This is a genomic window from Haloarchaeobius caseinilyticus, assembly GCF_051207395.1.
In the GTDB taxonomy this organism is placed as follows: domain Archaea; phylum Halobacteriota; class Halobacteria; order Halobacteriales; family Natrialbaceae; genus Haloarchaeobius.
The window spans coordinates 638,104-663,214 of record NZ_JBPJZC010000001.1; the positions used below are offsets into that span (position 1 = coordinate 638,104).

A 25,111-nucleotide genomic window follows, 5' to 3' on the forward strand; every position below is an offset into this window, starting at 1 on the left:
CGAGGGACGACGAACGAGCCGACGCGAAGCGTGGCGAGTGAGGAGTCGGATGGGGAGGTTGTGGCGAGGGGCGGGGGCGGTGCGGTCATGTTCCGTCGGCATTCGCGGTACCGTCTCCAGACGAATCCATCCACTCGAAGACTGCAGTCCACCTTGTACAGTCGCTGTAGCAAAAATCCGCACACCATCACGACGATACTCCCACACTTTTATCCCAGATAGTGACGATTCCCGAACGATGCATCCCCCCGAGTCCCGGGTCGTGGTGGACGAACTCCTCGGCGCGTTCGACGCGACGGACGAGCGCCGAAAGCGAGTCGACGTGGCGCTGCAGCCACTGGGCGACGGCGCGCAGGTCACGCGGACGTTCACCGCGGTCGGCGACGACGGTGGGCGATACACCCGGACGCAGGCCGCAGCTGTCGCCCAGTCGGTGACGCTCGAAGGGGCGAAACTCGACGTGCAGACCGGAAACGAGGACGACCAGCAAGACTCCCGAATCGGCTTCGTCCCGGCACTCCGCCGACTACCGGACGACCAACCGGTCGTCGCCGACGCGGTCTCGTTCGAGTGGGCGGGCGACCGATTCGTCCGTGAGGAGGTCTCCCTCCCAGAACGACGAGAGGAACCGCGGTCGTTCTGGCACGCCTGGTACGACGACGACGAGGAATCGCCAGTCCAGCGGGCACTCGCGCCGGCGGTCAGGAGCGTGGGCGAGCGACTGTTCCGGGTCACGACGGCTCGATCGACGAGCGATTCCGACGTGGCGGTCGAAGACAACGACGACGAGCTGCGCGTCACGGCCCCGCGACCGCAGGGTCGCAGTCTCAGTTGCGAAGCGTCGGTTCGCCACGGTGAACTGTTTCTCACGGTGTTTGCAGAGCAGCGGCGATACGACGTCACGGCGTCGGCCACAACGCCAGAACCAGCCGACGAACCCGACTCCCACACCGAAACCCCTGATTTTCACACTGACGACGTGTCGCTGGCGGTCGCGCCGCCGTACCCAATCACGGCCGTGGATGCGACGGCGACGGTCGCACCGGACAGAGTCGTCGTCCGCGTGCCGCGCTGTTCCCCGGACGAACGACGTGATGGCCCGGTCACGGTCCGACAGGCAGAGCGAATTTGACAACGCGACGACGCAATATCCAAGCCACAGGGCACGGAAGGAAGGGCCATGTCCACACTCGACGACGGTCCACCGGGCGACGCGACAGTGTCGCCGGAGGGACTCACGTTTCGGCCGGGGACGGCCATCGGGGAGGTGACGGCGGTGACGCTCGGAATCGACCCGCACGACGACCCGGAGTCTGGCTGCGAGGTAACCAGAACGCTCCACGCCGGCGACGAGACGAACGAGACGCTCGAAGCCAGCTCGACGCTCGACCAACCGGTCACCCTCGCGTGTGCTCGCGTGGCCGTCCACGACCTGACTGGGGCGGCCGGCGTGCGAATCGTTCGGCCCGTCCTTCGCCGGTGTGACCCGGAATCGTTCGACCCCGAGTCTTTCGTGGCCCAAGAGGCGACGTTTCGGCGCGAGGGCGACCGGTTCGTCCACGAAGACCGAGCAGGTGCGCCGTCGCCACCGGACAGTTCGCCGTCGTACAGACTGGAACGACTCAGTGGCGGCGGACTGCTGGCCGGCACGGTGATTCCGGCGGCCGCCTCACTTCGCGAGCGGGCCTTTCTCGCTCGGAAGCGAGTGACCGGCAAGGCGAGGCTCGACGCGACGAGCGAAGCGGTTCGGCTGACCGTGCCACAACCCGAGACGGCGCAGACGCATCACGCCTTCAGCATCGAGAACGGGGCAATCTGTGTGTGGGTGTTGGGCGAGACGGTCGGCGAAAACGGCGTCGACCGCGAAGAGTACGCCACCTGCGTTGGGACACCGTTTCCCATCACGGCGGCAGACGCGAGCCTTCGGCTCAGAGACGGCGAATTCGTCGTGACGGCCCCGCGCTGTGACCGCGGCGAGGGGACAGATGGGTCGCTATCGCTCAGTGGGTGAACTGCACCGCGAAAATCCACAAAACGGACTCGGTCAGTTGTCCGTTCAGTCGTCCGCTTCGACGCTCTCAGACTCGCCGACGACGCCGTCGAGACCGGTCACGTCTCGCCCATCGTCGTCGGTGGCCGTCGACTCGACTGCGCCATCTGAGTCGGTATCTTCGCTGGCGGTTTCGTCTATCTCTGCTTCTTCGCTCTCCGTCATCGCGGCCTCGCCGACTGGCTTGGCCGGGATACCCGTGACCGTCACGCCCGGCGGGACGTCTTCGGTGAGGACCGCACCCGCGCCGACGCGGGCGTCGTCCCCGATGGTGATGTCGCCGAGGAGGGTCGCGTTCGCGCCGATGACGACGCGGTCGCCGACCGTCGGGTGGCGCTTTTCCGGGCGAGGCGAGTTCCCGCCGAGCGTCACGCCGTGGTACATGTGCACGTCGTCGCCGACTTCGGCCGTCTCACCGATGACGACACCCATGCCGTGGTCGATGACGACGCGGCGGCCGAGCGTCGCGCCGGGGTGAATCTCGACGCCGGTCATGAATCGGACGAACTGCGAGAGGACACGCGCCGAGAGATGGTGGCCTCGGTTCCACAGCGCGTGCGAGAGGCGATGTGCCCACGCGGCGTGCAGGCCAGCGTAACAGGTCGCGACTTCCAGCGCGCTGCGGGCGGCCGGGTCGCGGTCGAGGACCGCACGGACGTCTTCGCGGAATCCGCGAAGCATCAGTTGGTCACCTCGGTGGCGCGCGTGGTTCGGACTCGGAAGTCGCCGCCGCCACCGCTCCAGCAGGTCCCGCCACCGTGGCAGCAACAGGCCGACCGAGACGTCGTCTGGTCGAGTGCGCTCCCACTGGCAGTGACGGTACCCGTCATACCCAAAAATGCGCTCGCAACGAGGAAAAAGGGCGCGGTTTCGGTAGTGGAGTCACCGACTGGTACCCACGAAAGCGATACACTCAATCGCTGCCGTGCCGTCTGTTCGCACGTGAACAGCCAGTACGACGGACTGGTGTACGACCTCGACGGGACGCTCGTCCGCCTCGACGTGGACTGGGGACTGGTCCGCGAGGACGTACTCGCCGTGTACGAGCGAGCGGGCCACGACCCCGGCGAGCGTGACCTGTGGGCCCTGTTCGAGGACGCACCAGACTTCGGGCTGACCGACCCCGTCGAGGATGCCATCGCCCGCCACGAGTGCGAGGGTGCGCGTTCGTCACGTCGGCTCCCGCACGCGGACGAACTCGTCTCGGAATCGCGGCCGGTCGCCGTCTGTTCGGTCAACTGTGAGCAGTCGGTCCGCCTCGCGCTCGAAGCCCACGGCCTCGACGACTACGTCCGGGCCGTCGTCGGCCGCGACACGCTCGCGACGTACAAGCCCCATCCAGAGCCGCTGTTGACGGCGATTCGCGGTCTCGGGGCAGGCTTCGAGCCGTCGGCTATCTGTTTCGTCGGTGATACAGAGCGAGATGCGGAGACGGCGGAGCGGGCCGGAACCGGGTTCGAGTGGGTGTGAGCGATTCGGGTTTTCGCCGGTAGGTAGTGAGTTATCTCGGATCGGCCCCTGCTTGATACTTCATGCACGCGAAGATTTCGGTACCAGCGGATGGCGTATGGAACGATACAGACGGTTGGAGGCTTCATCACCGTCGGCGACATCCTCGAAGACGCCTGACTGTTCGACGAACTCTCGAACGTTCTACCTGTCCCATCTAAGACGTCTAAAAAACAGCAAATCTATACTCTCTCGCCCCAGAAACCACCCAAATAATGTCGTTCATATTGGACTATACGTTGAAGGACAACCAACCGAATACAATGAGCGACTTACGGGGAGGAGTTCGAGTACTAATACATGGGGACCGTCTCAACCAGCAGGTCCACGAGGAGTCAATTGAGTGGAGGCCTTGGCATCCGGAGTATGTCGGGGAGCTAGTAAACCTTGATCTCTGGGGATTTATTGAGGCAGCTATTGATCTGGCAAAAAGAGAGGTTCCAATATACTCAGAAAAGCGAATTTTACTCCATAGTTTGAAATTTTGGTTCTCGGTCGAACCACTAAATATTGAGAACATCCGAATCTCGTACAGAAGAAAATGTACGTACGATGACAAACCTACGTCATTTCCAAAGATAGAGTCTGCCCACGGGTATATCCTTTCAGTTGAAGAATTTTGCCAAGAAGTATACCACACAGGTTTGGAGTGCGTAAATGACCTCCATCGGCTAGAAATATCTGGAGAAGCCACACAAATTCATATGATGGAAAATATGTTGGATACGCTCTCATCAGAAATGGAATAATTCCCCAGAACAGCCACAATACAGTAAATTCTTTCTCGGTGTTTCTTCCAGAATGAGTGTTGGGGGTGTGGTGAGAACTTCGAACAGTCTTATTCTGCTGCCGCCGTCGTCTCGTCCCGATATCGCTTCTCGTAGACCAGCACGCAGATGGCGGTCAGGAACCAGATAACCGCCCCAATACGGATGGCGAAGTTCGCTCGCGCGTTCCACGTCACGAGGTCGAACGGGAGCGAGAGCAGGGTGACGACGGGTGCGCCGACGAGGATGGTGACGACGAACGTCGTCTGCATCACCCACGCGTAATCTGTCTCGTCCGCGTCGGCGGTCGATTCGCCGATTTCCGCCGCGTGGGCTGGCGACCGCGCCGCGTTCGCCTCGTCGTCCCCTGCTTCGGTCACGGCAGTTACTCCGGCTTCCAGCACGTAATGATTGCTGATTCGGGCACGACTGGCTGCCCAGTCCGTCGCTCTTCCGGCACTCGTAAGGCACCCGACCAGCAACTAGGCCCCATGCGAACCACGGTGCGCGACGTGCAATCGAAGGCGGGCAACGAGCCGATTACCATGCTAACCGCCTACGACGCGGTGACAGCCGAACTCGTCGACGAGCAGGGAATCGACGTGATTCTCGTCGGCGACAGCGTCGGCAACACGGTCCTCGGGCACGATTCGACCCTCCCGGTGACGGTCGACCAGATGGCGAGTCACACCACCGCGGTCTCACGTGCAGTCGACGACGCGTTGGTCGTCGCCGACATGCCCTTCCTCAGCTACGGGCACGACGAGAAGACGAGCATCGAGAACGCCGGTCGGATGCTCAAGGAGTGCGGCGCACACGCAGTGAAAATCGAGTCCGGCCCGCACACCGTCGAGTTGACCGAGACGATGGTCCAACTCGGTATTCCCGTGATGGCCCACCTCGGCCTGACCCCGCAGCGCGTGAACCAACTCGGCTACGCCCGGCAGGGCACCTCCGAGGAGGCCGCCGCGACGATGCTCGAACTGGCCAAAGAACACGAGGAGGCTGGCGCGTTCTCGCTCGTCCTCGAACACGTCCCGTCGAACGTGGCGGCAATGATTACCGAAGAACTCGACATCCCGACCATCGGCATCGGCGCTGGCCCGGACTGTGACGGACAGGTCCTCGTCGTCGACGACGCCGTCGGGCTCTCGGACTGGACGCCGTCGTTCGTCCACGAGTTCGGCAACGTACGCGAGGAGATACGCGACGCAATCGGTGCCTACCGTGACGCGGTCGAAGCTGGCGAGTTCCCCATGCCGGAACACGGCCACGTCGAAGAAGAACTGGACGGGATCTACTGAGTGGGCATCGGCTGTTTCGTCTGATTTCTTCGGCCGCTACCTTGCTTCTACGTCGTCACAGAACCCAGCAACAGCTTCGTTGAACGCATCTGGCTGTTCGAGCATCGCCAGGTGAGCCGCGTCGTCGAGGACCGTCATCGAGGCCCCTTCGATGTTGTCGACCAGATATTCGTGGTAGTGCGGCGGTGTGAGGTGGTCGTGCTCGCCGACGAGACAGAGCGTCGGCGTGGCGACGCTGCCGAGGTCGCCTCGCACGTCGAAGGTGTGACACGAGCAGAAATCGCGCTCGGTGACGGCCCGGCCACAGGCGCGCATGCCTTCCTTAGACATCTCGACGAGTGCCGGGTCCGGGTCGTGGAACAGTCGGTCCGGTCCGTGGAGGAACTCGATGGCCCGGTCGAAGTCGCTGGCCAACCAGTCCCGAAGGTCGTCGAGGACGGCGAGTTTCGCACCGGTTCCGTTGAGGACCACCCCTGCCGGGTCGTAGTCACGTTCGAGCAGGATGTGTAGCACGACTGCTCCACCCAGCGAGTTGCCGACGAAGAACTCGCTGTCGGTCGCCTCGGCGACTGCCAACACGTCGTCCGCGTACGCCGACAGTGTCTCGAAGCCCCAATCGGCGTCGAAGTCGTCACTCTCGCCGTGACCGCTGAGGTCGAGGGCGACGACTGGCCGCTCGTCACCCAGTCGCGCCTGTGACTTCCAGAGTCCACCCGTCCCACCGCTGCCGTGGACGAACAGCACCGGTGCCCCGTCGCCACCGCGGTCGTATACCTCGTACGCCGTCTCCCGCCCATGATGTGCCACCGTCTGCATATCTCAGGGTTCGGGCGTGTGTGGCATAAAGGCTAAGTCTGTGTGAACCGCAGTTCGACCTAAGACAGCAAAACCCGCCGCAGTCGGGTGATTCTGCTGCCGGAAGATTTTTATACTGAGAGCACTAACCTGTGGTTAGGATTAGCATGCACTTACAAGAATTTGTTTCGGGGAGCGAGTCGTTCGTTCGCCACTACGCCTACGACGGGAAGCACGTCGTCGCCGCAGACCTCGGCTCGATGCTGGGACCGGCAGCGACCGTGGACGTCGTCGGCGACACGGTCATCGTCGTCCCGACCGGCGACAGTGACCAGTTCGAGATAGAAGTGCCCGGCCCCGCGCAAGCGTTTATCAAAAACGGGGTCCTCACCATCGAAGTAGAGGTCGACGAATGAAGCTCACCGTCAAACCACTCAAACAGAAGGACGCCGGTCGTGGCCTCGCGGCCATCGACCGCGCATCGATGCAGGAACTGGAGCTCGAAAACGGTGACCACATCCAGATTTCGGGCAAGGGTGACGCGTCGGCCGTCGCGCGCGTCTGGCCCGGCTACCCAGAGGACCAGGGCCAGCACGTCATCCGAATCGATGGCCGACTCCGCCAGCAGGCGAACGTCGGTATCGACGACCGCGTGTCGGTCGAGAAGGCCGACGTGAAACAGGCCCAGAGCGTCACGGTCGCACTACCCCAGAACCTCCGCATTCGGGGGAACATCGGGCCGCTCGTCCGTGACAAACTGAGCGGACAGGCCGTCAAGAGCGGCCAGACCGTCCCGTTCTCGCTCTCGTTCGGGCCGATGGCTGGCAGCGGCCAGTCCGTCCCGCTGAAGGTCGCTGCGACCAGCCCATCTGGCACGGTCATCATCACCGACTCGACGGAGATACAGATATCCGAGAAGCCTGCAGAGCAGATTGCGGGACCAACTGGCGCGGGCCGCGATGGCGTCCCCAGCATCAGCTACGAGGACATCGGTGGCCTCGACGGCGAACTCGAACAGGTCCGTGAGATGATCGAGTTGCCGATGCGCCACCCGGAACTGTTCAAGCAACTCGGCATCGAGCCGCCGAAGGGTGTGCTCCTGCACGGCCCGCCGGGCACCGGGAAGACGCTCATCGCGAAGGCCGTCGCCAACGAAATCGACGCCCACTTCGCCACCATCTCCGGGCCGGAGATCATGTCGAAGTACTATGGCGAGTCCGAAGAACAGCTCCGCGAGGTGTTCGAGGAGGCCGAGGAGAACCAGCCGGCCATCGTCTTCATCGACGAAATCGACTCCATCGCGAGCAAGCGCGGGGAAGCCTCCGGTGACGTGGAACGCCGCGTCGTCGCACAGCTCCTCTCGCTGATGGACGGCCTCGAAGAACGCGGACAGGTCACGGTCATCGCCGCGACCAACCGCGTCGACGCCTTAGACCCGGCACTCCGCCGTGGTGGCCGGTTCGACCGCGAAATCGAGATCGGCGTCCCGGACAAGGACGGCCGCCTCGAAATCATGCAGGTCCACACGCGGGCCATGCCGCTGTCGGACAGCGTGGACTTGGACCAGTACGCCGAGAACACCCACGGGTTCGTCGGGGCCGACATCGAGTCGCTGGCCAAGGAAGCCGCGATGAACGCCCTCCGGCGTATCCGTCCCGAACTCGACCTCGAACAGGACGAAATCGACGCGGAAGTGCTGGAGGGCCTGAAGGTCACCGAGTCCGACTTCAAGGACGCGATGAAATCGGTGAAGCCGTCGGCCATGCGTGAGGTGTTCGTCGAAGTCCCCGACGTGACGTGGAACGACGTCGGTGGCCTCAACGACACGAAAGAACGCCTCCGCGAGACCATCCAGTGGCCGCTCGACTACCCCGATATCTTCCGCGAGATGGACCTCGAAGCGGCCCGCGGCGTGCTGATGTACGGCCCGCCGGGCACGGGGAAGACGCTGCTGGCGAAAGCAGTCGCCAACGAAGCGAACAGCAACTTCATCTCCATCAAGGGGCCGGAGCTGCTCAACAAGTTCGTCGGCGAGTCCGAGAAGGGTGTCCGTGAGGTGTTCGACAAGGCGCGCTCGAACGCCCCGACGGTCATCTTCTTCGACGAAATCGACTCCATCGCCACGGAACGGGGTCGCCACTCCGGTGACTCCGGCGTCGGCGAGCGAGTCGTCTCGCAACTGCTGACCGAACTCGACGGCCTCGAAGACTTAGAAGACGTGGTCGTCATCGCGACGACGAACCGGCCGGACCTCATCGACTCGGCGCTCCTGCGCCCCGGTCGACTGGACCGCCACGTCCACGTCCCGGTGCCGGACGAAGACGGCCGTGCGAAAATCTTCGAAGTCCACACGCGGAACAAGCCGCTGGCCGACGACGTGGACCTCGAGTGGCTGGCGAAGAAGACCGAAGGCTACGTCGGCGCGGACGTGCAGGCCGTCTGCCGCGAGGCGTCGCTCGCCGCCACCCGCGAGTTCATCAACTCGGTGAAGCCCGAGGAGATGAACGAATCGGTCGGCAACGTCCGCATCACCAAGGACCACTTCAAGCACGCACTGGACGAGGTCCAGCCGAGCGTGACCGAGGAGACGAAACAGCGCTACGACGAAATCGAACAGCGCTTCGGCCGCGAAGCCCCGGAGATCGACGACCGCGACATGGGTCGGACGTTCCAGTAAGCGGGCGTCTGCCTGCACGGCACCACAGCGATATTTTCGCGAAAACCCTGTTTTGACAGTCCCGTGAGTGGCGACCGTCGCCGTCTCGCGTCCTCATCCCGACACGGCCCGGCGCAGGTACCGATACGCCGGGAACGTCCACTCCTCGAACCGGTCCGCGACGCCAGTTTCGCTGGTGTAGACGAGGACCGGTACGTCGGAGTCGGTCGCGCTGGCCATCACGCGGTCTGGCGTGCTGCCGAACACCCAGCGACGGAGCCGTCTGGTCCGTGAGGCGCCGACGAGCAACGCGGCGTCGTGTTCTTCGGCGATGACCACGAGCGAGGTGGCTACGTCGGAGGACGTGACCTCGTGGTGGTGGACGTTCGCGTCGTCGTCGAAGGCAGCCAGTGTCTCGGCTGCGCCCTCTTTCGTCCCGTCGTCCGATGGCTGGACGGTGACGACGTGGACCTCGGTCCCCTGTGCTGCGAGGGCGGCGGCCGTCGGCAGCATCGCCTCGTGGTGTGGGCCACTCCCGGCACCGACGACCAGCGTCTCGAACGTCGGTTCGGCGAGGTTCCCGTTCATGAACAGGGTGTCACACGGGGCGTCGTACTCGACGGTCTCGGCGATGTGTGGGTTGTCCTCCGGGTAGCCCATCAGGATACGGTCGACGCTGCCCTCGCGTGCAGTCGTCACGATGTCGAACCCGAGGTCGCGCGAGACGTGACCCTCGACCGAGTAGGAGACGTCGAGGCCAGCGTCGTCGAGTGTCTCGACGAGTCGGTCGACGCGTTTCGCGGCCACTTCGTCGACAGCGTCGGTCGGCGTCTGTTCGGGCACCTTCGTCACGGTCAGGAACCGGACGTGTGGCTGTGCGCCGGTGTCCGCGAGTCGACCGAGGCGTGCCGCGACGCGGCCGAAGCGCGGAGCGTTGTGGAAGCGGGCGAGCGGGACGAGGACGGTGAACCGGTCTGCTGCACCCTCGCCGTCGACGACCGCAGACGTGTCGGGTGCGTCGGTCGTCTCGGAGGATGCGGACGACGTCACGGTCGTCTCGACTTCCGTCACGAGGTCGTCCACGTCATCGCGGCCACCCCACGCGAGGAACAGCGCCACGACAGCGACCTCGACGACGAGACCGGCAACGAGGCCGAGCGCGGCCGGCATGACCCCGACCGTGGTCCCAGCGACGTCGAGGACGAACTGCGCGCCCTCAGGTGCAGACCCGAAGGTCATGCCCTTGACTGCGAGGAAGCCGACGAGCGCGATGTTCGCGACCGCACCGACGATGGGCAGTACCGACCCGAAGGGGACCTCGAACGGGCGTTCTTTCTCTGGAGAGCGACGACGAGAGTACAGCAGTGCGACGTTCACCACGGCGAGCGGGGCGAGCAGGTTGAGCGTCGCGAAGTTGGTCAAGCCGGCGAGGCCGACGTGGAGGATGCCACCCTCGCCGAGGACCAGCATGAACACCCCGATGAGGGCGACGATGGCCCCCGTGACCGCGGCGACCGCGTACAAGGGTGTCTCGTACTCTGGGTCGACGCGGGAGAGCTTCCGCGGGCCGTGGCCGCGTCTGCCCATCAGGTAGCCGATACCGCTCCCCGCGAGGATGCTCGCGTTCGACGCGGAGACCATCGAGAACACCGCCCCGGCGACGATGACCCACTGGCCGATGGGACCGAGGAACGCCTTGGCGACGGTGCCCATCGCAGTCTCACCCTGCGTGAGCGCCTGCTGTGCGCCCTGTGGCGTGTTCACCAGCGCGACGATGACGAGTGCGTAGAGGACCGTCACCGTGACCATACTCGCGGCGATGGCCTTCGGGACGTTCTTGCGCGGTTCGATTATCTCCCCCGCACTGGCAGCGATAGCGGAGAACCCGAAGAACGTGATGAACGCCGTCCCGGCGGTCGAGACGATGGTCACCGGCTTCGACTGGAAGCTCCCAGTGAACTCACCGAAGGCGGGAATCACGCCGGCGAATTGGAGCGCACCGCCGACGAACACGAGTAAGACGACGACTTTCAGAGCCGTTACGGCGACTTGAAACGTCCCACTTTCCTCGGTCCCGCCAGCGTTCAGTGCCCCGAGGGCGACCGCGGTGAGGATGCCCACGAGGCCGTGTGGGAGGCCGAGCCCGGGCAAGATGAACTTGCGGACCCAGTGGTCCATCGTGGCCAGATAGAACGCCGTCGTCCCGGTGTAGCCGAGAAAGAGCGAGGCACCGACGGCGAAGGCGAGTCGGTCGCTGTCGAACGTTTCGGCGGTGAACAGATAGCCACCACCGTTCTGTGCGTAGATGGACGCGAATTCGGAGTACGACGCCGCCGTGATACCGGCGACGAGTGCCGCGAGAACGAACGCGATGACGGCGCTCGACCCGACGTCGTGGACCGCCTGCCCAGACAACGAGAAGATGCCAGCCGCGATCATCGTCCCGAGACCCATCGCGAAGGCAGTCCAGAAGCCGAGTGATCGTGTGCGCTCTACCATACTCGTCGGTTCAGGACCGACACGGGAGAATCAACAGGCGAAGTGAATTGGTCTACAGACCCGTCGAAAATCCCGAATTCGACAGAATAGCTGCGGCAGCCGAGGTCTGTCAGCCGTCAGTCGAGGTCTGCCAGAATCGTCTCTGCGTGTTCCTCGGGGTCGACGCCTTCGTACGAGAGTTCGATGGTGCCGTCCTCACCGACGACGTACGTGTTGCGGAACACACCGTCGAAGGTGTTCCCGAACATCCGCTTCTCGCCGTAGGACTCGTACAGCGTCGACACTTCGCCGTTCTCGTCCGAGAGCAGCGTGATGGGCAGGTCGTGGTCGTCCTCGAACGTCGTGAGGTCGTCGACCGGGTCGTCGCTCACGCCGAGGACCGCGATGTCACGCTCCTCGTAGGCGTCCCAGTTGTCGCGGAACGAGCACGCCTGGGTCGTACAGCCCGGGGTGTTCGCACGGGGGTAAAAGTAGAGGACGACTCGCTGGCCCTCGTAATCCGAGAGCGAGACCGTCTCGCCGTGTTGGTCGAGCAGTTCGAAGTCGGGTGCATCCGCGCCGATGTCGAGCATAGACGGCGGGAGGGAAGCCGCGATAAAGGGGATTTCGTTTCTACGTCGACTCAGCCGGTTCGACCGAATCACCCGCCCGGATGGTCCCCGACTCAACGACGGTCGCACGCAGGCCGCCGCGGTGGACCAGCGACGACGCGACACCCTCGCCGGTGAGCGATTCGAGGTACGAACACGGTTCGCACAACTCGACGCCACGACAGACCGCGTCGCCGACGCGGAACTCGCGGTCGACGAGGTGGTTCAGCGCGATTCCGCGCGTCGTCACGTTCCGGCGGTGTTCGCCCGCGTCGAGGGTCGTCCCGTAGTCGCGTTCCGCGCCTTCGATAGCCTCGGCCTCGATGAGCGTGATTCCTCGTGGTGTTCCGTCCGAGAACGTCCCAGATTCGTCGAAGTAGCGGTCGCCGCGGAGTCCCTTCTCGGCGACGGCCTCGACGGAGTCGACTGCTTCGACCGGGTCGCCGGACTCGGCTGCGAGGTGGATGGCGTCTACTGTGCCAGTCATGTCTCGACCTTCGCACAGGGAGACCAAGAAAGAATCTACTACTGTGACTGACGGCCCTGCCTGTCGGCCGTCGGCCGAACTCACTCGGCGATGTACCAGAATTCGGCGTAGACTGGGACGGTCATCTCCCGCACCTGCTCACCGAGTCGATACGTCACCCGGACCGTTCGCGGTGTGGCGTCGCACAAGTCGTCGAAATCGAACTCGACGTCGTCAGTCCAGGTGCCATCGGCCAGGACCGACCCGGCGCAGACGCTCACCACCGCGTCCGGGCCGTCCGGTGACCGCCGGGCGGTGGAGATGCCACCGGTCGCAACACTCGTCGCTAATACCTCGTTCACGTGCTCGGCAGCAGCACCGCCAGCGGCGTCCAGACACCGAGTTCGGCTCCACTGCTCGAACGGTTCCGTCACGAATCGAGCGTTGGCAGGGTCGTCGGCGGGCCCCATCCAGTGCGCGACGTACCGAACGGCGTCCTCCTCGTCGTCGTACGTGACGTGTTCGTCGTCCTCCACAGCGAGGGTAGATATCTCGGTGTCAGACCGACCTCTGGTCGGTCCCGGACTATCCATACACCGCAATAACTGGTCAGCAGAAATAGCAGTTTGGCCGGTGCTGACATCGGTATCGGTCGAGGCGACGACGCGGCAGAACAGCTACTCCAGTTTCTCGGCCGCGTCACGCTCGACCAGCGGGTCGGCGTTCGCCGAGGGGAGCGTCACCACGTCGTCGGAGGCGAGTTTGTACTCGCGCTCGTCGACGCCGAAGATGTCGCCCACGTCCTGTGTGATGCGGACCGTCGTTCGGTCGACTTCGGGCGGCTCCTCGCGTGCCGGCTCGCCGGGCGCGTCGTCGGTCGCCGGGCCGGAATCGGCCGCTGGTGTCGGCTCCGACCCGCCCACAGCGTCGTCAGGCGAGGCCCCCATCACGTCGGCGGCTGAGACGCCGTCGGTCGCCGAGTCCGTCGGTGCGTCGTCAGCGATTGCGCGCGCCTCTGCGGCAGTCACGGCCGGGTCGTCGCGGTCGTCGGGAGTGGCCGCAGCGTCGGCGTCTGCAGTGTCCACCGTCGCCGACTCACTTTGGTCGACTGCTGGGTCTGGGTCGAAATCGGGCGGTGCCCCGGTCTGCGCCTCCGCGCGGGATGGTGCGGGGTCCGCAGCCGGTTCATTTCCGTCCGCGCCAGCAGCAGCGACGTCGCCGCCGGGGGTACCCGTCGCTTCGCCAGCCACCACGTCGAGCATGTGCGCCTTGTTCGCCTCGATGCGGCCGACGAGGTCGTCGTACAGTTCTCGCTCTTCGGTCGTCAGGCCCTCGACCTGGTCCGGGTTGGCCATGTCCGCCGCGGCCAGACTCGCCTGCTTGACGAGTTTTCCGAGCCGTCGCTCGTACAGCGATTCGGCCGTCCCTTTGGCCGTCTCGATTTCGTCGGTGAGTCGCTGGATGTCCGAGGACGCGAACGGGTCGGACACTTCGTCGGCGAGTTCCTCGCGCTCGGTCTTGCGCTCCTCGACGTAGTCGGCGACCTCCTGATAGAACGAGTCGCGTAGCTGCTGGAGACCACCTTTCTGCCGTTCCGTGTCCAACGCGGAGCGTAGTTCGCCGAGATTCATTCTTTTTCCTTCCGTGCGTGTCCGCGGGCCATCAAGAATACGCCCACGTACTCTGGTACTGTCTGTGCACCGGGGTCACATGTAAATCTACCGCCACCCAGTTCGACCGCCGTCGGTTCCTCGACGGCGACCGTGATTTCGTTGCCGATGAACGTCCGTGGCACCGCGTCGTGCAGCGGGTCGAAATCGTCGACTTCGTCCCGCGGGATGCGCCCGACTTCGAGGCCGGTCCCACCGTGGAGACTCCCGGGAAGACGGATGAGCCGATTGATGTCCGTGGTCACCGGTTCGTCGATTGGCGCAGTTTGTTCGCGGAACGTCTGCTCGGCGAGCGAGCGAGCCAACGTCGGGAACGCGCCGTGCACGTCGACGTTGCCCGCGTGAATCTCTTCGGGCTTCGAACGTGCGACGCGGAGAATCGCCTCGGCGCGGCCCGCGCCCACGCCGTCAATCTCCTGTAGCTTTTCGAGCGCGGCTTCGTCGTCCAGTTCGAGCAGTTCGTCGACGTACGCCGAAACCATCTCGGCGACGCGCGCGCTCCAGCCGCCGGTCGTATCGAGAGTGCGCTTGTCGGCAGGGTTCTTCATGCCGATGCCGGCGACCGATTCGTGCTGGAGGAGTGTGTCGAAGTCGACCTCGTTGGCGAGGACGTAGTCGACGATTTCTCGGCGGTGGTGCCGGTCCAGTTCCTTCACGCCCTCGTCTCTGACGTGGACGTGGTAGCCGCGTCCACCTGAGAAGACGACCGTCAGGTCCTCGAACCCGAAGTCCTCTTCGAGCAGGTCCAGCAGGTCCAGTAGCGCCTCCTTACAGGTTTCGAGCATCGACGCGTAGGAGTCGCCGTCTGGGTCGACGCCCGGCAGGTGGTCGGCGTCTAAGTCGAACACGAGGTCCGACGACCGCCAGCCCTTCTTCGACATCGAGCCTGCGCCGGGGTCGTCGTACCGCCCGGCCGAGAAGTAGACGTGTTGTGGACACGTGTCCGTGAGGAACGTCTCGAGGTCACCGATGTCCAGCCACGAGCTGTGCCGGACCATCGTCGTCCCACCCGAGTCCCACGGGATGTAGCCCCACTCGCGCTCGTTCGGCTCCGGCGGCGGCGTCACCGTCGTCTGGCGATAGTGGTCGCCGAAGCGACCGCGGAGATACCTACGGGTGCGCGAGTCCATTGCTCTCGGTGGTTCGGGAAGGGTCGGTAAGAACCTAGCGGAGTCAGGTCGGTCAGGGAGCGTGTGCCGTGGACCTAGCGCCGCATGAACTCGGAGAGACGGGCCGTGAGGCTCACGTCGTCGCCGAGTTTGAGGTAGTACGCGTCGCCGCCGTCTTCGTAGTAGTTGTCGATACGACGCTTGATGTCGAAACCGAGGTGTTCGTAGAATCGCAGTGCGTTTTCGTTCGTCGTGCGCGCGTGGCATGTGACGGTCCGGTGTTCTTCGGCGACCTGCGCGACGAGGCGCTTGCCGAGTGCTTCGCCGCGGTGGACCGGGTCGACTGCAAGGAAGAGGATGTAACCGTCACGCCGGACGGCTGTGAAACCGATGACTTTCGTCTCGATGCCTTCTTCGACGTAGAGGTGGACCTTCGAGCGGCGATAGGCGTCGGTGAAGAAACCTTTGCGCTGCTTGAGGACGCCATCTCGATGGCGTATCTTCTCTTTGAGGTCCCAGGCGGCCTCGACGTACTCGTCGCTCCCCGGACCGACGACGCGCGTGTCGATGTTGACGCTCACTATCGTGAAAGTCGTGGTCACACCGATATAATTCCACCGGCAGTTGGGGGACAGATCGTCCGGTTTGGTTGCACGTTTTCCTATAGACCAGTCCATGCTCACACACTATGTTCGCAGGTGACGACGATTCGGGGGAGGAGTTCGAACGGACGAGGAAGGCGGGACGGACACTCATCGACGTAATTCGGGACGCCTTCGTCGCTGGATTGGCGGTCGTAGTCCCTATCATCGTCACGTTCGCAGTGCTCAACATCTTGGCTGGATACGTGTTCTCGACGCTCTCGGGCGTCGTCAAGTTCATCCAAGAGTACAACCTCGTCCTCTCAGAGACGCGGCCACTCATCGAACTGACACCAGCGCAGGGGGAGGCTGCACTGCAAATCCTCACCGTCGTCTTCTTGCTCATCGTCATCCCGGTCCTCGGCTTCCTCACCAAGTTCCGCTACGGCGAAAAGGCGATTCAGTACGTCCACGACATCATCGGGACCATCCCCGGCATCGGGTCGGTGTACGAGAGCTTCCGCGAGATGTCCGAAGTCATCGTCGAGAGCGACCAGCAGAACTTCCGTGACGTGAAACTCGTCGAGTTCCCCCACGACGGATCGTACACGCTCGGCTTCCTCACCGCAACGACCCCGCCCGAACTGAAAGAGGCGGCCGGTGACGACGACCTCGTCACCCTGTTCCTCCCGCTCGCGCCGAACCCGGTCATGGGCGGCCACCTCGTCCACATCCCGGAAGACCGGGTGATGGACGTGGACATGACCATCGAGGAGGGGATTCGGACCGTCGTCACGACCGGTGTGGCGTCCGGAAGCGCCGATGGCCAGCAAATCGAGACTGGCACCGACAGCGCCGTCCAGTACGGGCAGAAGGCGACCTTCGAGGAATCCACGAGCCGCGTCGACCTCGGCGTCGAGAGCGAGGAACCAGCGGCAGCAGAGTCACCCGACGACAAAGACTGACTCGGTTCCGGTCGCAAGTTGGCGGGAACCGACAGACCGACCACGGCCGACCGCCGAATGGTGGTATGAGCTACGAACTCCGCGACCACACCGCCGACGTGGCCGTCGCGGCCGAGGGCGCGACCCTGGGCGAGACGTTCGCCGCCGTCGCCGACGGACTGACGGCCGCGATGTGCGACGAGTGGCCCGACAATGGCGAACAGTTCTCCTTCTCCCTCGACGCCGAGAACCGCGAAGCCCTCCTCTTCGACTACCTCGACCAGCTAATCTACGAGCGCGACGTTCGCCTCGTTCTCCCGGTCGACAACGAAGCGACCGTCGCGGAAACCGACGACGGCTGGCACGTCGACGCCAGCGCGCGGGGCGTCCCACTCGCCGACGTGAGCGCCCGCGACGTGAAGGCAGTCACGTACTCCGACATGACCGTCGAGGAGACCGACGACGGCTGGCACGCGTACGTCGTCCTCGACGTGTGACTCGACGGTGACGACGCGGCAGGACGAAGCCGCGACTGCAGGACCATCAACGAAATCCTTTCCGGGCCTGCCCGCGCATCTCACGACATGGACACCTACGACGCCGGCGACGTCACGCTCCACAAGGTTCGTGACTTCGTCTGGGAAATTCCACAGGAGGGCGATATGCGCGTTCCGGCGCGCGTGCTCGCCAGCGAGACACTCCTCGACGAGATTAGCGAGGACAAGACGCTCGAACAACTGAAAAACTCGACACAGCTTCCGGGCATCACGAAGTACGCCATCTGCATGCCCGACGGGCACCAGGGCTACGGTTTCCCGGTCGGCGGCGTCGGGGCGATGGATACCGAAGACGGCTGTATCTCGCCCGGCGCGATAGGGTACGACATCAACTGCGGCGTCAGGATGATGAAGACGAACCTGACGTACGACGACCTCCAGGGCCGCGAAGAGGAACTCGTCGACGCGCTGTTCGCAAACGTTCCGTCGGGCCTCGGCGGTGGCGGCGTGTTCGAAGGAAACATCGACGATATCGAGAACATTCTGGAGAACGGGATGGAGTGGGCGCTGGCCAACGACTGGGCGGTCCCCGAAGACCTCGAACATTGCGAAGACGAGGGCAAGCGACCCGACGCCGACCCGAGCAAAATCTCGCAGAAGGCGAAAGACCGCGGCAAGAATCAGGTCGGTTCACTCGGCTCTGGCAACCACTTCCTCGAAGTCCAGCGTGTCACCGACGTGTACCGCGACGACGTGGCCGAAGAGTTCGGCCTCGAAGAAGACCAAATCGTCGTCCTCATCCACTGTGGTTCGCGCGGTCTCGGCCACCAGACCTGCACCGACTACCTCCGAAAAATCGAGAAGACCCACGCTGGCCTACTGAACCAGTTGCCCGACAAGGAACTCGCCGCGGCCCCTGCTGGCTCGCAACTCGCCGAGGACTACTACGGGGCGATGTGCGCCGCCATCAACTTCGCGTGGGTGAACCGCCAACTCATCATGCACCGAACGCGGCAGGTGTTCGAAAAAGTCTTCGACCGCGACTGGGAATTCATGGAGATGGACCTGCTGTACGACGTGGCACACAACATCGGGAAGAAGGAGGTCCACGATGTTGACGGGGAAGAGAAAGAGCTGTACGTCCACCGGAAGGGCGCGACGCGAGCCTTCCCGGCCGGGCGACCCGAACTCCCACCGGCCTACTACGACGTCGGCCAGCCCATCATCATCCCCGGCAGCATGGGCGCGGGCAGCTACGTCCTCCGCGGCGGCGAGAACTCGCTACAGGAGACGTTCGGTTCGACGGCCCACGGCGCAGGTCGCCTGATGAGTCGCACACAGGCGAAGCAGGACTACTGGGGCGGCGACGTGCAGGAAGAACTCCGTGAACAGCAGCACATCTACGTCAAAGCGCAATCCGGCGCAACGATCGCCGAGGAAGCACCGGGCGTGTACAAAGACATCGACGAGGTCGTGCGCGTGAGCGACGCACTCGGCATCGGCGACAAGGTGGCGCGAACGTTCCCGGTGTGCAACATCAAAGGCTGAGTCGTCACGACCCGCTGTGAGGGTTTACGTAGGAGGTCGCGGCCAGACGGTGCGTGGTCTGAACACCGACGCAGTCTGGCCGAGGCGGGTGTGTGGCACACCGACTGCGATTTCGAGAACAGTGCCGCCTGTTCGCCAACGCCAACGAGCAACGGCACTACTTGAGCCGATACGGATTGTCGTCGTCCTCGTCACCGTCTTCTTTCGGGAACATCTTTCGAGCGCTGAGTGTGACGCTCGCCTCCGGCGTGTCGTCGTCTTCCCACGGACTCTCGTACACCGAGAGTTCCGTCTCCGTCACGTCCCAGCCGTGTTCTTCGAGAAGTCGCACCAGTTCGCGCTGGTGTTCGAGAATCTCGTCGTCCATCATCGCCCACGAAGCGACGGCCAGCTAAAAGTCCACGGTCTATCCGCACCTCAGGCGTTGAAGTCGAACCGCGGCCGGTCGATGTCTGGCTCTCGATGCGGGACTTCCTCCCCGTTCTCGAACTTCACGAAGTTGAGATAGAACGTCTGTCCGCAGCCGTCCTTGTCCGGGTCGGCGTCGCCGAGACAGACGAACTCCACGCCGTCTGCGTTCTCGTAGTCGCCGGTCGTGCTCTCGTACGACCAGCCGTCGAGTGGTTCTCTCGTGACGCACTTGTCGGCCAGATAGGCGTCACGTTCGAGACCCGTCAGTGCCTCGCAGTACGGACAGTAGTACGTAACCGCGACCATGTCGGTCGTAGGGAGTGGAGCGACTTATACAAAATCGAGGAGAATACCTACGCCTTTAGGCGCAGGATGAATCCGACAATACCCTACACAACCCATAGTCAATAGCAAGGCCGTATATTCCACGCCAACCGACACTATTATGAAAACGGCGTTCATAACCTGTTATGAAGCCAGAATATGGGCCGAACCATCCGAACTTTCGAGGCGATAATTACGAACCTGCAACAGGTTCGTGACGACCTCGACCAACTCGGATGGGCCGCCTCAAAACTCTGGAACGTCGGTCGCTACTACGCACAAGAACAGTGGGATAAAACGGGCGAGATTCCCGATGACGGGAAACTCAAAGCCGAACTCAAGGGTCATGAACGCTACACGGACTTGCATTCTCAATCCAGTCAGCGCGTTCTCGAAGAACTCGCTGAAGCGTTCAACGGCTGGTTCGGTAAGCGTCGGAACGGCGACGGCCGTGCCCGACCGCCCGGCTACCGCAAACATGGAGACTCCCACCCGCGTTCAACCGTGTCGTTCAAAGCGGCGGGCTTCAAGCACGACGCACAGTTCACTCGTGTCCGCCTTTCGAAGGGACGCAACCTGAAAGAACACCGTTCCGACTTCATCCTCTGCGAGTACCAGACTCGCCCGGATGTTGACCTGACCGAGTGGGACATTCAACAGGTTCGCGCCGTCTACAAGCGCGACGAGTGGCGACTTCAATTCGTCTGCCGAACCGTCATCGACCCGGAACTGCCGGGTGACGAGGTAGCCGGTGTTGACCTCGGGATTTGCAACTTCGCCGCCGTCTCGTTCGGCGGTGAATCTGTGTTGTATCCCGGTGGCGCACTCAAAGAAGACGAATACTACTTCACGAAGAAGAAAGCCAAGTGCGACGATTCCTCGTCCCGTGAGGCTACCCGTCTTGACCGCAAGCGAACGGGTCGCCGGACGCACTTCTTGCACGCACTCTCGAAAGCAATCGTAGAGGAGTGCGTCGAACGAAGTGTTGGTACTCTTCTCGTTGGCGACCTCGGTGGCATCCGAGAAGACGACGAGAACGGCGAACCTCGGAATTGGGGTGACCACGGAAACCTCGACTTGCACGGGTGGGCGTTCGACCGTTTCACGAGGCTTCTTGACTACAAGGCGCAAGCAGAAGGCATCGACGTGGAGTTGGTGTCGGAACGCGACACGTCGAAGTCGTGTTCGGCGTGCGGTCAAACCGACGACAACCAGCGTGTCGAACGCGGACTGTACGTGTGTCAGGAGTGCGACACGGTTGCGAATGCAGACGTGAACGGTGCTGAGAATATTCGACAAAAGGTACTCCCGAGTCTCGTCACGGATGGCGGTGATAGGGATAACGGCTGGTTGGCACAGCCAGCGGTTCACCTGTTCGACTGTAGTGAGGGCGTTTTCGCCCCACAAGAACAGGTCGCTAACCGCGAACCATAATATCCCAACTCAACGGTGCGGTGCCGTGGGATTCCCGCGTCTTCAGGCGCGGGAGGATGTCAAACGGACGCTCACCGGCACGAACGGTCGTCGGCCACACGACTCGCCACGTCGGTGGCCACCAGATAGCTCCGCGCTCGGTTAGTGGAAAGGACTTTGAACGCCAGTGCAGACGGTTCACACATGATAGACGACACCGTCCAAGAGATCGAGGAGATGCAGACACACTCCTCGTCGGTCGTGGCGGTCAAAGCGGCGCAGTCGTTGACCGAACTGTGCGACCGCGACTACGTGACCGTCGAGGAGTTCCAGCGAACGCTGGACCGGAACGCACAGGCGCTTCGCCGGGCGAACCCGTCACACGCCTCGTTGTACAACGTGATGCGCGAAATCGTCGAAGCGGTCGAGAACGCCGACACCGAAGACGTCGACGAGGCGAAAGGCGCACTCATGGCGGCCATCGACACCGCGAGCGAGACCGTCGACAACGGCAAGCGCCGCGCCGCCGAGAACGCGGCGGACATGTTCGAGGACGGCATGACCATCCTGACCCACGACTACTCGTCGACGGTCCTCGAAGCCATCGAACTGGCGACGCGCGACGGCGCGTATCTCGACATCTACGTCACCGAGGCACGACCGCGCTATCTCGGCCGCAAGACCGCACGCACCCTCTCCGAGAACGACCGCGTCGAGACGCACCTCCTGACAGACAGCGCCGCCGGCTACTACATGAAGGAGTGCGACCTCGCCGTCTTCGGGATGGACTGTATCGTCGGCGACAGCCTCTACAACCGCGTCGGCACGTTCCCCATCGCGGCGACCGCGGCGACGGTCGGCGTGCCGGTCCTCGTCGTCGGGTCGAGTGCGAAAGTCATCGAGGACGGGTTCGTCTTCGAGAACGAGTACCGCTCACCGAGCGAAGTCATGCGAGAGCCAGCAGAAGGGTTCGACGTGAAGAACCCGGCCTACGATGAAACGCCCGTCTCGTTACTGGAGGCCGTCATCACGGACGACGGCCGACGAGAGTTCTGAGCTAGCTGTTTCTGAATCAGCGGTCTGGCTCGGGCGGCTGGTCGCGCCCGACCGTAATCTCGTGGGCTTCGACGTCTTCGAGCGCGGCGACTTGGCCACCGACGGTGACGATACCGTCGTCGGTCTCGACGGTCATCCCGGCGACCTCCTCCGTCAGTTCGAAGGAGATGTCCTGGATCTTCCCCTGAACGAGGCGCGGCGTCCCGGTCTCCACGTCGCGGCCTTCGATGGTCGCGTAGAACTCGCCGCCTGCCTCCATGAGTTCCTTGACTGCGCGCCGGATGGACGAATAGCGGCGCGGGAACGGCCGGTCGTCGCCGTTACTGTGGAGTTCTTCGGCCGTCGTCCAGAGGACGGTGCCGAAGAAGCCAGAGACGAGGAACCCGAGCGCGGAGCGGTTGAAGATGACGCCGTAGCGGTCCTGGTCGTCGCGCAGGGCGTCCTGCGTCGCGTAGATGGAGTAGGACCCGTCGGCGACGGCCATGACCGGGCTGGTGATGCCACGGCGTGCGCGGACCGTCGTGGCGATGCGGTCGTAGTCGAACTCGTCGGGGACAGGTGCGCCCGAGGCGGGCGTGATGAGGAGTTCAATGCTGATGCCCTCGTGGTGGCGCGTCGCGAGCAGGTCCTCGAACCGTTCGAGGAGGTCCGGCGTGAGCGACAGCGCGAGTTCGTACTCTGCGGCGTCGATGACCTCTTCGAGGTAGCGGAGGATGGTCGAGCGCGACTTGACGAGCGAGACGGCCTCCGTGTCTCGTGCCGGTGCCGTGTAGCGCGCGCCGAGTTCGTCGACCATCTCCGACAGCGACGACTGCACGTCGGAGAAGGCGTCTTCGGGGTCGACCGCGATGATCTTCATGGGTCGCGATTCGCGGAGTTCGACCAGGCCGCGGTCCGAGAGACTTCGCACGGTGTCGTACACGCGCGGCTGAGGAATCTCGGTCCGGTCGGCGATCTCGCTCGCGGTGAGCTGGCCGTGTTCGAGGACGGTGAGATAGGCGTCTATCTCGTACTCCCCGAGGTTGAACCGGTCACCCACACGTTCGATGGTCCCGTGGAGATCGTCTGATGGCATATCACCACCTCCGTCCTCCCGACCTAAATGATTTACTGAAATCCGAGTAGCACTGCGTTCCAGAATCGACTCCTGTGTGTAAAGATGGCATGGTTGCGTGGTCGGCGGCCCGGGCGTCGACGGCTGCTTCTCGTGCCCGCTTCCCAACCCTTATCTCGGGGCCGAGAGAGGGACAGTGTATGCCATCGGGCGTGGCCTTCGCGCAAGAGTCGAACAACTCGTCCACGACGACGAGTGCGACGACTACGACCGAAGGCGGTGGGTCGCCTCCGATCCCGTCCACCACCCGACAAGAACCCGGTACTGACACTGGTGGGAACACCGGAAGCGAGGCTGCAGCGGACGGGAACAGCCTCGAATGGCTCAGCCGCGAGGTGTCGAAGTTCCTCCGGGAATACCTCCCGGAATGGATTCCGACGGCCGACATCGTCAACATCGTCCTCGCCGTCGCCGTCCTCTTCGTCGGCTGGTACGCCTCGAAGCTGTTCGTCCGGGCGTTCGGCCGAACCATCGCCCAGCAGATCCAACGACCCAGCATCACACGGACCGTCCTCCGGATGGTTCGACTGTGTTTCCTCGCCATCGCCGCCGCACTCGCGTCGACCTTACTAGGACTCGGCTTCGGAGACATTCTGCTCTCGGTCACCGTGTTCTCAGCTGTGCTGGGTATCGTCCTCGCGCCCATCGTCGGGAGCATCATCAATGGGGTGTTCGTGCTGGCCGACCAGCCCTACGAAATCGGCGACATGATCGAACTCGCCGACCGCGGCACAAGGGGCTTCGTCGAGGACATCACGATTCGCTACACGAAGATTTTCACGCTCGACAACACGTTCCTCGTCATCCCGAACTCCTCGATTCGCAACCGCGACGTCATCAACTACTCCGCCGAGGACGAGCGAACGAGACTCTCGCTCCAGCTGACGGTCACCTACGAAGGTGACCTCGACGAAGCGCGAGGGTTGATGGAAGACGCGGCGAAGGAGGTCGACGAAGTGATTCCGGGCGGGCCCGACATCCGTATCGGCTCGGCACGCTACCCGGCGGCCCCGACCGCGTACATCGATAACTACGCCGACCACGGCGTCCTCATCACGCTCCGGTACTGGGCGAAACAGCCGTACAAGCTGCTTACGGTGCGCTCGAAGGTACAGGAGCAGGTCTGGACGCGACTCGACGAGGCCGACGTGGCCATCGCCTACCCGCACTCGCACGTCGTCTTCGACGAGACCAGCGGGAGCCTGCCCATCTCGCAGCGCGACGGAAGCAGTGGGAGTGGTCGGCGAGCGCGCAGTAAGGCACGGTGGAAAGAGGGACAGTCGCGTCGGCGACAGGGAGCAGGGAGACACGAGTCAGACGGCGGTGAAGAGCGCTCGACTGGGGGCGAGTGAGACGAGAGGTAGCGAATTCTGAAGTCGGCAGTGCAATAGAGCGGTCAGTCGGCGCGAACCGTCACGACCTCGCAGTCGAGGTGTTCACGGAGGTACTGGTCGATGTCCGGGTCGTCGACCAGTTTCTCGAGCATCCGTCGCCAGCGCCCGGACTGCTTGCTGCCGATGACGACCACGTCGGCACCTTCTGCGGCGACTTCGTCGAGCAGCGTCTCTTCGACGAGGAAGCCCCGACGAACGACGTACCGAGCGTTCTTCTGCGGCCCGAAGGCCTCCTCGACGGCCTCTTTGAGGTCCAGTCGTTCGACACGACGGGACTCCTGATACATGTTCACGTGGAGGACGGTCAGTGCAGCCTCTCGTTCCCGCGCGATGTCGATTGCGGCTTCGAGTGTACGGCGCGAGTGTTTCGAGAGTGGATAGCGGACGGGGACCACGACACGCGTCATTGTCAGA

27 protein-coding genes and 1 pseudogene are annotated in these 25,111 nt (G+C 63.5%); 13 read left to right on the forward strand and 15 right to left on the reverse strand.

Annotated features, from left to right (window positions below; genetic code table 11):
* Positions 1–238 precede the first annotated feature (238 nt).
* Both ACSC1P_RS03450 and ACSC1P_RS03455 read left to right on the forward strand, forming a co-directional pair.
* A complete protein-coding gene (locus ACSC1P_RS03450; protein ID WP_435358732.1) occupies positions 239–1,132 on the forward strand; it encodes a hypothetical protein in 894 nt (297 codons plus the stop codon).
* A gap of 48 nt (positions 1,133–1,180) precedes the next feature.
* The gene (locus ACSC1P_RS03455) at positions 1,181–2,011 is read left to right on the forward strand and encodes a hypothetical protein (protein ID WP_435358733.1); all 831 of its coding nucleotides are present in this window, start codon (positions 1,181–1,183) and stop codon (positions 2,009–2,011) included.
* Positions 2,012–2,221: 210 nt separating this feature from the next.
* On the opposite strand, the pseudogene cysE reads toward ACSC1P_RS03455, so the two are convergent.
* A pseudogene (gene cysE / locus ACSC1P_RS03460) lies at positions 2,222–2,731 on the reverse strand (serine O-acetyltransferase); the annotation flags it as partial.
* Entirely contained in the window at positions 2,731–2,880 is a 150-nt protein-coding gene (locus ACSC1P_RS03465) for a hypothetical protein (protein WP_435358734.1), read from the reverse strand. The pseudogene cysE and the gene ACSC1P_RS03465, both read right to left, overlap by 1 nt.
* 112 nt (positions 2,881–2,992) lie before the next feature.
* Here ACSC1P_RS03465 and ACSC1P_RS03470 point away from each other — a divergent pair, with 112 nt between their 5' ends.
* Together ACSC1P_RS03470 and ACSC1P_RS03475 are read left to right on the forward strand one after the other, a co-directional pair.
* Positions 2,993–3,520, forward strand: a complete 528-nt coding sequence (locus ACSC1P_RS03470; protein ID WP_435358735.1) for an HAD family hydrolase — start codon at positions 2,993–2,995, stop codon at positions 3,518–3,520.
* A gap of 302 nt (positions 3,521–3,822) precedes the next feature.
* Positions 3,823–4,308, forward strand: coding sequence for a hypothetical protein (locus ACSC1P_RS03475; protein WP_435358736.1), 486 nt, complete (start codon positions 3,823–3,825; stop codon positions 4,306–4,308).
* A gap of 89 nt (positions 4,309–4,397) precedes the next feature.
* On the opposite strand, the gene ACSC1P_RS03480 is transcribed toward ACSC1P_RS03475, so the two are convergent.
* Positions 4,398–4,706: a DUF5822 domain-containing protein gene (locus ACSC1P_RS03480; RefSeq protein ID WP_435358737.1), complete on the reverse strand. Its 309-nt coding sequence runs from the start codon at positions 4,704–4,706 to the stop codon at positions 4,398–4,400.
* 111 nt (positions 4,707–4,817) lie between these two features.
* Here ACSC1P_RS03480 and panB point away from each other — a divergent pair, with 111 nt between their 5' ends.
* Positions 4,818–5,630, forward strand: a complete 813-nt coding sequence (gene panB / locus ACSC1P_RS03485; RefSeq protein WP_435358738.1) for a 3-methyl-2-oxobutanoate hydroxymethyltransferase — start codon at positions 4,818–4,820, stop codon at positions 5,628–5,630.
* Between the two features lie 36 nt (positions 5,631–5,666).
* Here the strand turns inward: panB and ACSC1P_RS03490 are convergent, their stop codons facing one another.
* Positions 5,667–6,446 carry an alpha/beta fold hydrolase gene (locus ACSC1P_RS03490; RefSeq protein ID WP_435358739.1) on the reverse strand — a complete coding sequence of 260 codons (780 nt, stop codon included), beginning with the start codon at positions 6,444–6,446 and terminating at the stop codon, positions 5,667–5,669.
* 146 nt (positions 6,447–6,592) lie between these two features.
* Between ACSC1P_RS03490 and ACSC1P_RS03495 the strand changes: the two genes are divergently transcribed.
* Both ACSC1P_RS03495 and ACSC1P_RS03500 read left to right on the forward strand, forming a co-directional pair.
* Positions 6,593–6,841 carry a DUF7127 family protein gene (locus ACSC1P_RS03495; protein ID WP_435358740.1) on the forward strand — a complete coding sequence of 83 codons (249 nt, stop codon included), beginning with the start codon at positions 6,593–6,595 and terminating at the stop codon, positions 6,839–6,841.
* Positions 6,838–9,102 carry a CDC48 family AAA ATPase gene (locus ACSC1P_RS03500; RefSeq protein ID WP_435358741.1) on the forward strand — a complete coding sequence of 755 codons (2,265 nt, stop codon included), beginning with the start codon at positions 6,838–6,840 and terminating at the stop codon, positions 9,100–9,102. The genes ACSC1P_RS03495 and ACSC1P_RS03500 overlap by 4 nt, the downstream gene beginning before the upstream one ends.
* 93 nt (positions 9,103–9,195) lie before the next feature.
* On the opposite strand, the gene ACSC1P_RS03505 is transcribed toward ACSC1P_RS03500, so the two are convergent.
* From ACSC1P_RS03505 to ACSC1P_RS03535, 7 genes are all read right to left on the reverse strand, one after another.
* A complete protein-coding gene (locus ACSC1P_RS03505) occupies positions 9,196–11,580 on the reverse strand; it encodes an amino acid permease (RefSeq protein WP_435358742.1) in 2,385 nt (794 codons plus the stop codon).
* Between the two features lie 116 nt (positions 11,581–11,696).
* Positions 11,697–12,152 (reverse strand): thioredoxin-dependent thiol peroxidase, encoded by a 456-nt coding sequence (gene bcp, locus ACSC1P_RS03510; protein ID WP_435358743.1) that lies wholly within the window; start codon positions 12,150–12,152, stop codon positions 11,697–11,699.
* Between the two features lie 40 nt (positions 12,153–12,192).
* A complete protein-coding gene (locus ACSC1P_RS03515; protein WP_435358744.1) occupies positions 12,193–12,657 on the reverse strand; it encodes an MOSC domain-containing protein in 465 nt (154 codons plus the stop codon).
* Positions 12,658–12,737: 80 nt separating this feature from the next.
* Entirely contained in the window at positions 12,738–13,229 is a 492-nt protein-coding gene (locus ACSC1P_RS03520; protein ID WP_435358745.1) for a hypothetical protein, read from the reverse strand.
* Between the two features lie 84 nt (positions 13,230–13,313).
* Positions 13,314–14,267: a DNA replication complex subunit Gins51 gene (locus ACSC1P_RS03525; RefSeq protein WP_435358746.1), complete on the reverse strand. Its 954-nt coding sequence runs from the start codon at positions 14,265–14,267 to the stop codon at positions 13,314–13,316.
* Entirely contained in the window at positions 14,264–15,436 is a 1,173-nt protein-coding gene (gene priS, locus ACSC1P_RS03530; protein ID WP_435358747.1) for a DNA primase small subunit PriS, read from the reverse strand. The genes ACSC1P_RS03525 and priS overlap by 4 nt, the downstream gene beginning before the upstream one ends.
* A 74-nt stretch (positions 15,437–15,510) precedes the next feature.
* Positions 15,511–15,996: a GNAT family N-acetyltransferase gene (locus ACSC1P_RS03535; RefSeq protein WP_435358748.1), complete on the reverse strand. Its 486-nt coding sequence runs from the start codon at positions 15,994–15,996 to the stop codon at positions 15,511–15,513.
* 107 nt (positions 15,997–16,103) lie between these two features.
* Here ACSC1P_RS03535 and ACSC1P_RS03540 point away from each other — a divergent pair, with 107 nt between their 5' ends.
* From ACSC1P_RS03540 to ACSC1P_RS03550, 3 genes are all read left to right on the forward strand, one after another.
* Positions 16,104–16,961 (forward strand): DUF502 domain-containing protein, encoded by an 858-nt coding sequence (locus ACSC1P_RS03540; protein ID WP_435358749.1) that lies wholly within the window; start codon positions 16,104–16,106, stop codon positions 16,959–16,961.
* 65 nt (positions 16,962–17,026) lie between these two features.
* Positions 17,027–17,437 carry an archease gene (locus tag ACSC1P_RS03545; protein ID WP_435358750.1) on the forward strand — a complete coding sequence of 137 codons (411 nt, stop codon included), beginning with the start codon at positions 17,027–17,029 and terminating at the stop codon, positions 17,435–17,437.
* Between the two features lie 87 nt (positions 17,438–17,524).
* The gene (locus tag ACSC1P_RS03550) at positions 17,525–18,985 is read left to right on the forward strand and encodes an RtcB family protein (RefSeq protein WP_435358751.1); all 1,461 of its coding nucleotides are present in this window, start codon (positions 17,525–17,527) and stop codon (positions 18,983–18,985) included.
* Positions 18,986–19,142: 157 nt separating this feature from the next.
* Here ACSC1P_RS03550 and ACSC1P_RS03555 read toward each other — a convergent pair whose 3' ends face one another.
* Positions 19,143–19,352 carry a hypothetical protein gene (locus ACSC1P_RS03555; protein ID WP_435358752.1) on the reverse strand — a complete coding sequence of 70 codons (210 nt, stop codon included), beginning with the start codon at positions 19,350–19,352 and terminating at the stop codon, positions 19,143–19,145.
* A 50-nt stretch (positions 19,353–19,402) separates the two neighbouring features.
* A complete protein-coding gene (locus tag ACSC1P_RS03560; RefSeq protein WP_435358753.1) occupies positions 19,403–19,702 on the reverse strand; it encodes a DUF7969 family protein in 300 nt (99 codons plus the stop codon).
* 177 nt (positions 19,703–19,879) lie between these two features.
* Between ACSC1P_RS03560 and ACSC1P_RS03565 the strand changes: the two genes are divergently transcribed.
* Both ACSC1P_RS03565 and ACSC1P_RS03570 read left to right on the forward strand, forming a co-directional pair.
* Positions 19,880–21,154: an RNA-guided endonuclease InsQ/TnpB family protein gene (locus ACSC1P_RS03565; RefSeq protein ID WP_435358754.1), complete on the forward strand. Its 1,275-nt coding sequence runs from the start codon at positions 19,880–19,882 to the stop codon at positions 21,152–21,154.
* Between the two features lie 183 nt (positions 21,155–21,337).
* The gene (locus ACSC1P_RS03570) at positions 21,338–22,189 is read left to right on the forward strand and encodes an eIF2B alpha/beta/delta subunit family protein (RefSeq protein WP_435358755.1); all 852 of its coding nucleotides are present in this window, start codon (positions 21,338–21,340) and stop codon (positions 22,187–22,189) included.
* Positions 22,190–22,205: 16 nt separating this feature from the next.
* On the opposite strand, the gene trmB is transcribed toward ACSC1P_RS03570, so the two are convergent.
* On the reverse strand, positions 22,206–23,264 hold the full coding sequence (gene trmB, locus ACSC1P_RS03575) for an HTH-type sugar sensing transcriptional regulator TrmB (protein WP_435358756.1): 1,059 nt from the start codon (positions 23,262–23,264) through the stop codon (positions 22,206–22,208).
* Between the two features lie 179 nt (positions 23,265–23,443).
* Here trmB and ACSC1P_RS03580 point away from each other — a divergent pair, with 179 nt between their 5' ends.
* A complete protein-coding gene (locus ACSC1P_RS03580; RefSeq protein WP_435358757.1) occupies positions 23,444–24,655 on the forward strand; it encodes a mechanosensitive ion channel family protein in 1,212 nt (403 codons plus the stop codon).
* 44 nt (positions 24,656–24,699) lie between these two features.
* On the opposite strand, the gene ACSC1P_RS03585 is transcribed toward ACSC1P_RS03580, so the two are convergent.
* Positions 24,700–25,104 carry a universal stress protein gene (locus tag ACSC1P_RS03585; protein ID WP_435358758.1) on the reverse strand — a complete coding sequence of 135 codons (405 nt, stop codon included), beginning with the start codon at positions 25,102–25,104 and terminating at the stop codon, positions 24,700–24,702.
* Positions 25,105–25,111 lie beyond the last annotated feature (7 nt).

Excerpts from the sequence above, each read along its gene's own strand:
- ACSC1P_RS03570 (WP_435358755.1), top strand. The coding sequence starts at position 21,338 with ATGATAGACGACACCGTCCAAGAGATCGAGGAGATGCAGACACACTCC.
- ACSC1P_RS03500 (WP_435358741.1), top strand. The coding sequence starts at position 6,838 with ATGAAGCTCACCGTCAAACCACTCAAACAGAAGGACGCCGGTCGTGGC.
- ACSC1P_RS03475 (WP_435358736.1), top strand. The coding sequence starts at position 3,823 with ATGAGCGACTTACGGGGAGGAGTTCGAGTACTAATACATGGGGACCGT.
- panB (WP_435358738.1), top strand. The coding sequence starts at position 4,818 with ATGCGAACCACGGTGCGCGACGTGCAATCGAAGGCGGGCAACGAGCCG.
- ACSC1P_RS03520 (WP_435358745.1), bottom strand. The coding sequence starts at position 13,229 with ATGGATAGTCCGGGACCGACCAGAGGTCGGTCTGACACCGAGATATCT.
- ACSC1P_RS03455 (WP_435358733.1), top strand. The coding sequence starts at position 1,181 with ATGTCCACACTCGACGACGGTCCACCGGGCGACGCGACAGTGTCGCCG.
- ACSC1P_RS03495 (WP_435358740.1), top strand. The coding sequence starts at position 6,593 with ATGCACTTACAAGAATTTGTTTCGGGGAGCGAGTCGTTCGTTCGCCAC.
- ACSC1P_RS03565 (WP_435358754.1), top strand. The coding sequence starts at position 19,880 with ATGGGCCGAACCATCCGAACTTTCGAGGCGATAATTACGAACCTGCAA.
- ACSC1P_RS03450 (WP_435358732.1), top strand. The coding sequence starts at position 239 with ATGCATCCCCCCGAGTCCCGGGTCGTGGTGGACGAACTCCTCGGCGCG.
- ACSC1P_RS03585 (WP_435358758.1), bottom strand. The coding sequence starts at position 25,104 with ATGACGCGTGTCGTGGTCCCCGTCCGCTATCCACTCTCGAAACACTCG.
- ACSC1P_RS03540 (WP_435358749.1), top strand. The coding sequence starts at position 16,104 with ATGTTCGCAGGTGACGACGATTCGGGGGAGGAGTTCGAACGGACGAGG.
- ACSC1P_RS03545 (WP_435358750.1), top strand. The coding sequence starts at position 17,027 with ATGAGCTACGAACTCCGCGACCACACCGCCGACGTGGCCGTCGCGGCC.
- trmB (WP_435358756.1), bottom strand. The coding sequence starts at position 23,264 with ATGCCATCAGACGATCTCCACGGGACCATCGAACGTGTGGGTGACCGG.
- ACSC1P_RS03525 (WP_435358746.1), bottom strand. The coding sequence starts at position 14,267 with ATGAATCTCGGCGAACTACGCTCCGCGTTGGACACGGAACGGCAGAAA.
- ACSC1P_RS03555 (WP_435358752.1), bottom strand. The coding sequence starts at position 19,352 with ATGGACGACGAGATTCTCGAACACCAGCGCGAACTGGTGCGACTTCTC.
- ACSC1P_RS03515 (WP_435358744.1), bottom strand. The coding sequence starts at position 12,657 with ATGACTGGCACAGTAGACGCCATCCACCTCGCAGCCGAGTCCGGCGAC.
- ACSC1P_RS03490 (WP_435358739.1), bottom strand. The coding sequence starts at position 6,446 with ATGCAGACGGTGGCACATCATGGGCGGGAGACGGCGTACGAGGTATAC.
- ACSC1P_RS03560 (WP_435358753.1), bottom strand. The coding sequence starts at position 19,702 with ATGGTCGCGGTTACGTACTACTGTCCGTACTGCGAGGCACTGACGGGT.
- ACSC1P_RS03505 (WP_435358742.1), bottom strand. The coding sequence starts at position 11,580 with ATGGTAGAGCGCACACGATCACTCGGCTTCTGGACTGCCTTCGCGATG.
- ACSC1P_RS03550 (WP_435358751.1), top strand. The coding sequence starts at position 17,525 with ATGGACACCTACGACGCCGGCGACGTCACGCTCCACAAGGTTCGTGAC.
- bcp (WP_435358743.1), bottom strand. The coding sequence starts at position 12,152 with ATGCTCGACATCGGCGCGGATGCACCCGACTTCGAACTGCTCGACCAA.
- ACSC1P_RS03580 (WP_435358757.1), top strand. The coding sequence starts at position 23,444 with ATGCCATCGGGCGTGGCCTTCGCGCAAGAGTCGAACAACTCGTCCACG.
- priS (WP_435358747.1), bottom strand. The coding sequence starts at position 15,436 with ATGGACTCGCGCACCCGTAGGTATCTCCGCGGTCGCTTCGGCGACCAC.
- ACSC1P_RS03465 (WP_435358734.1), bottom strand. The coding sequence starts at position 2,880 with ATGACGGGTACCGTCACTGCCAGTGGGAGCGCACTCGACCAGACGACG.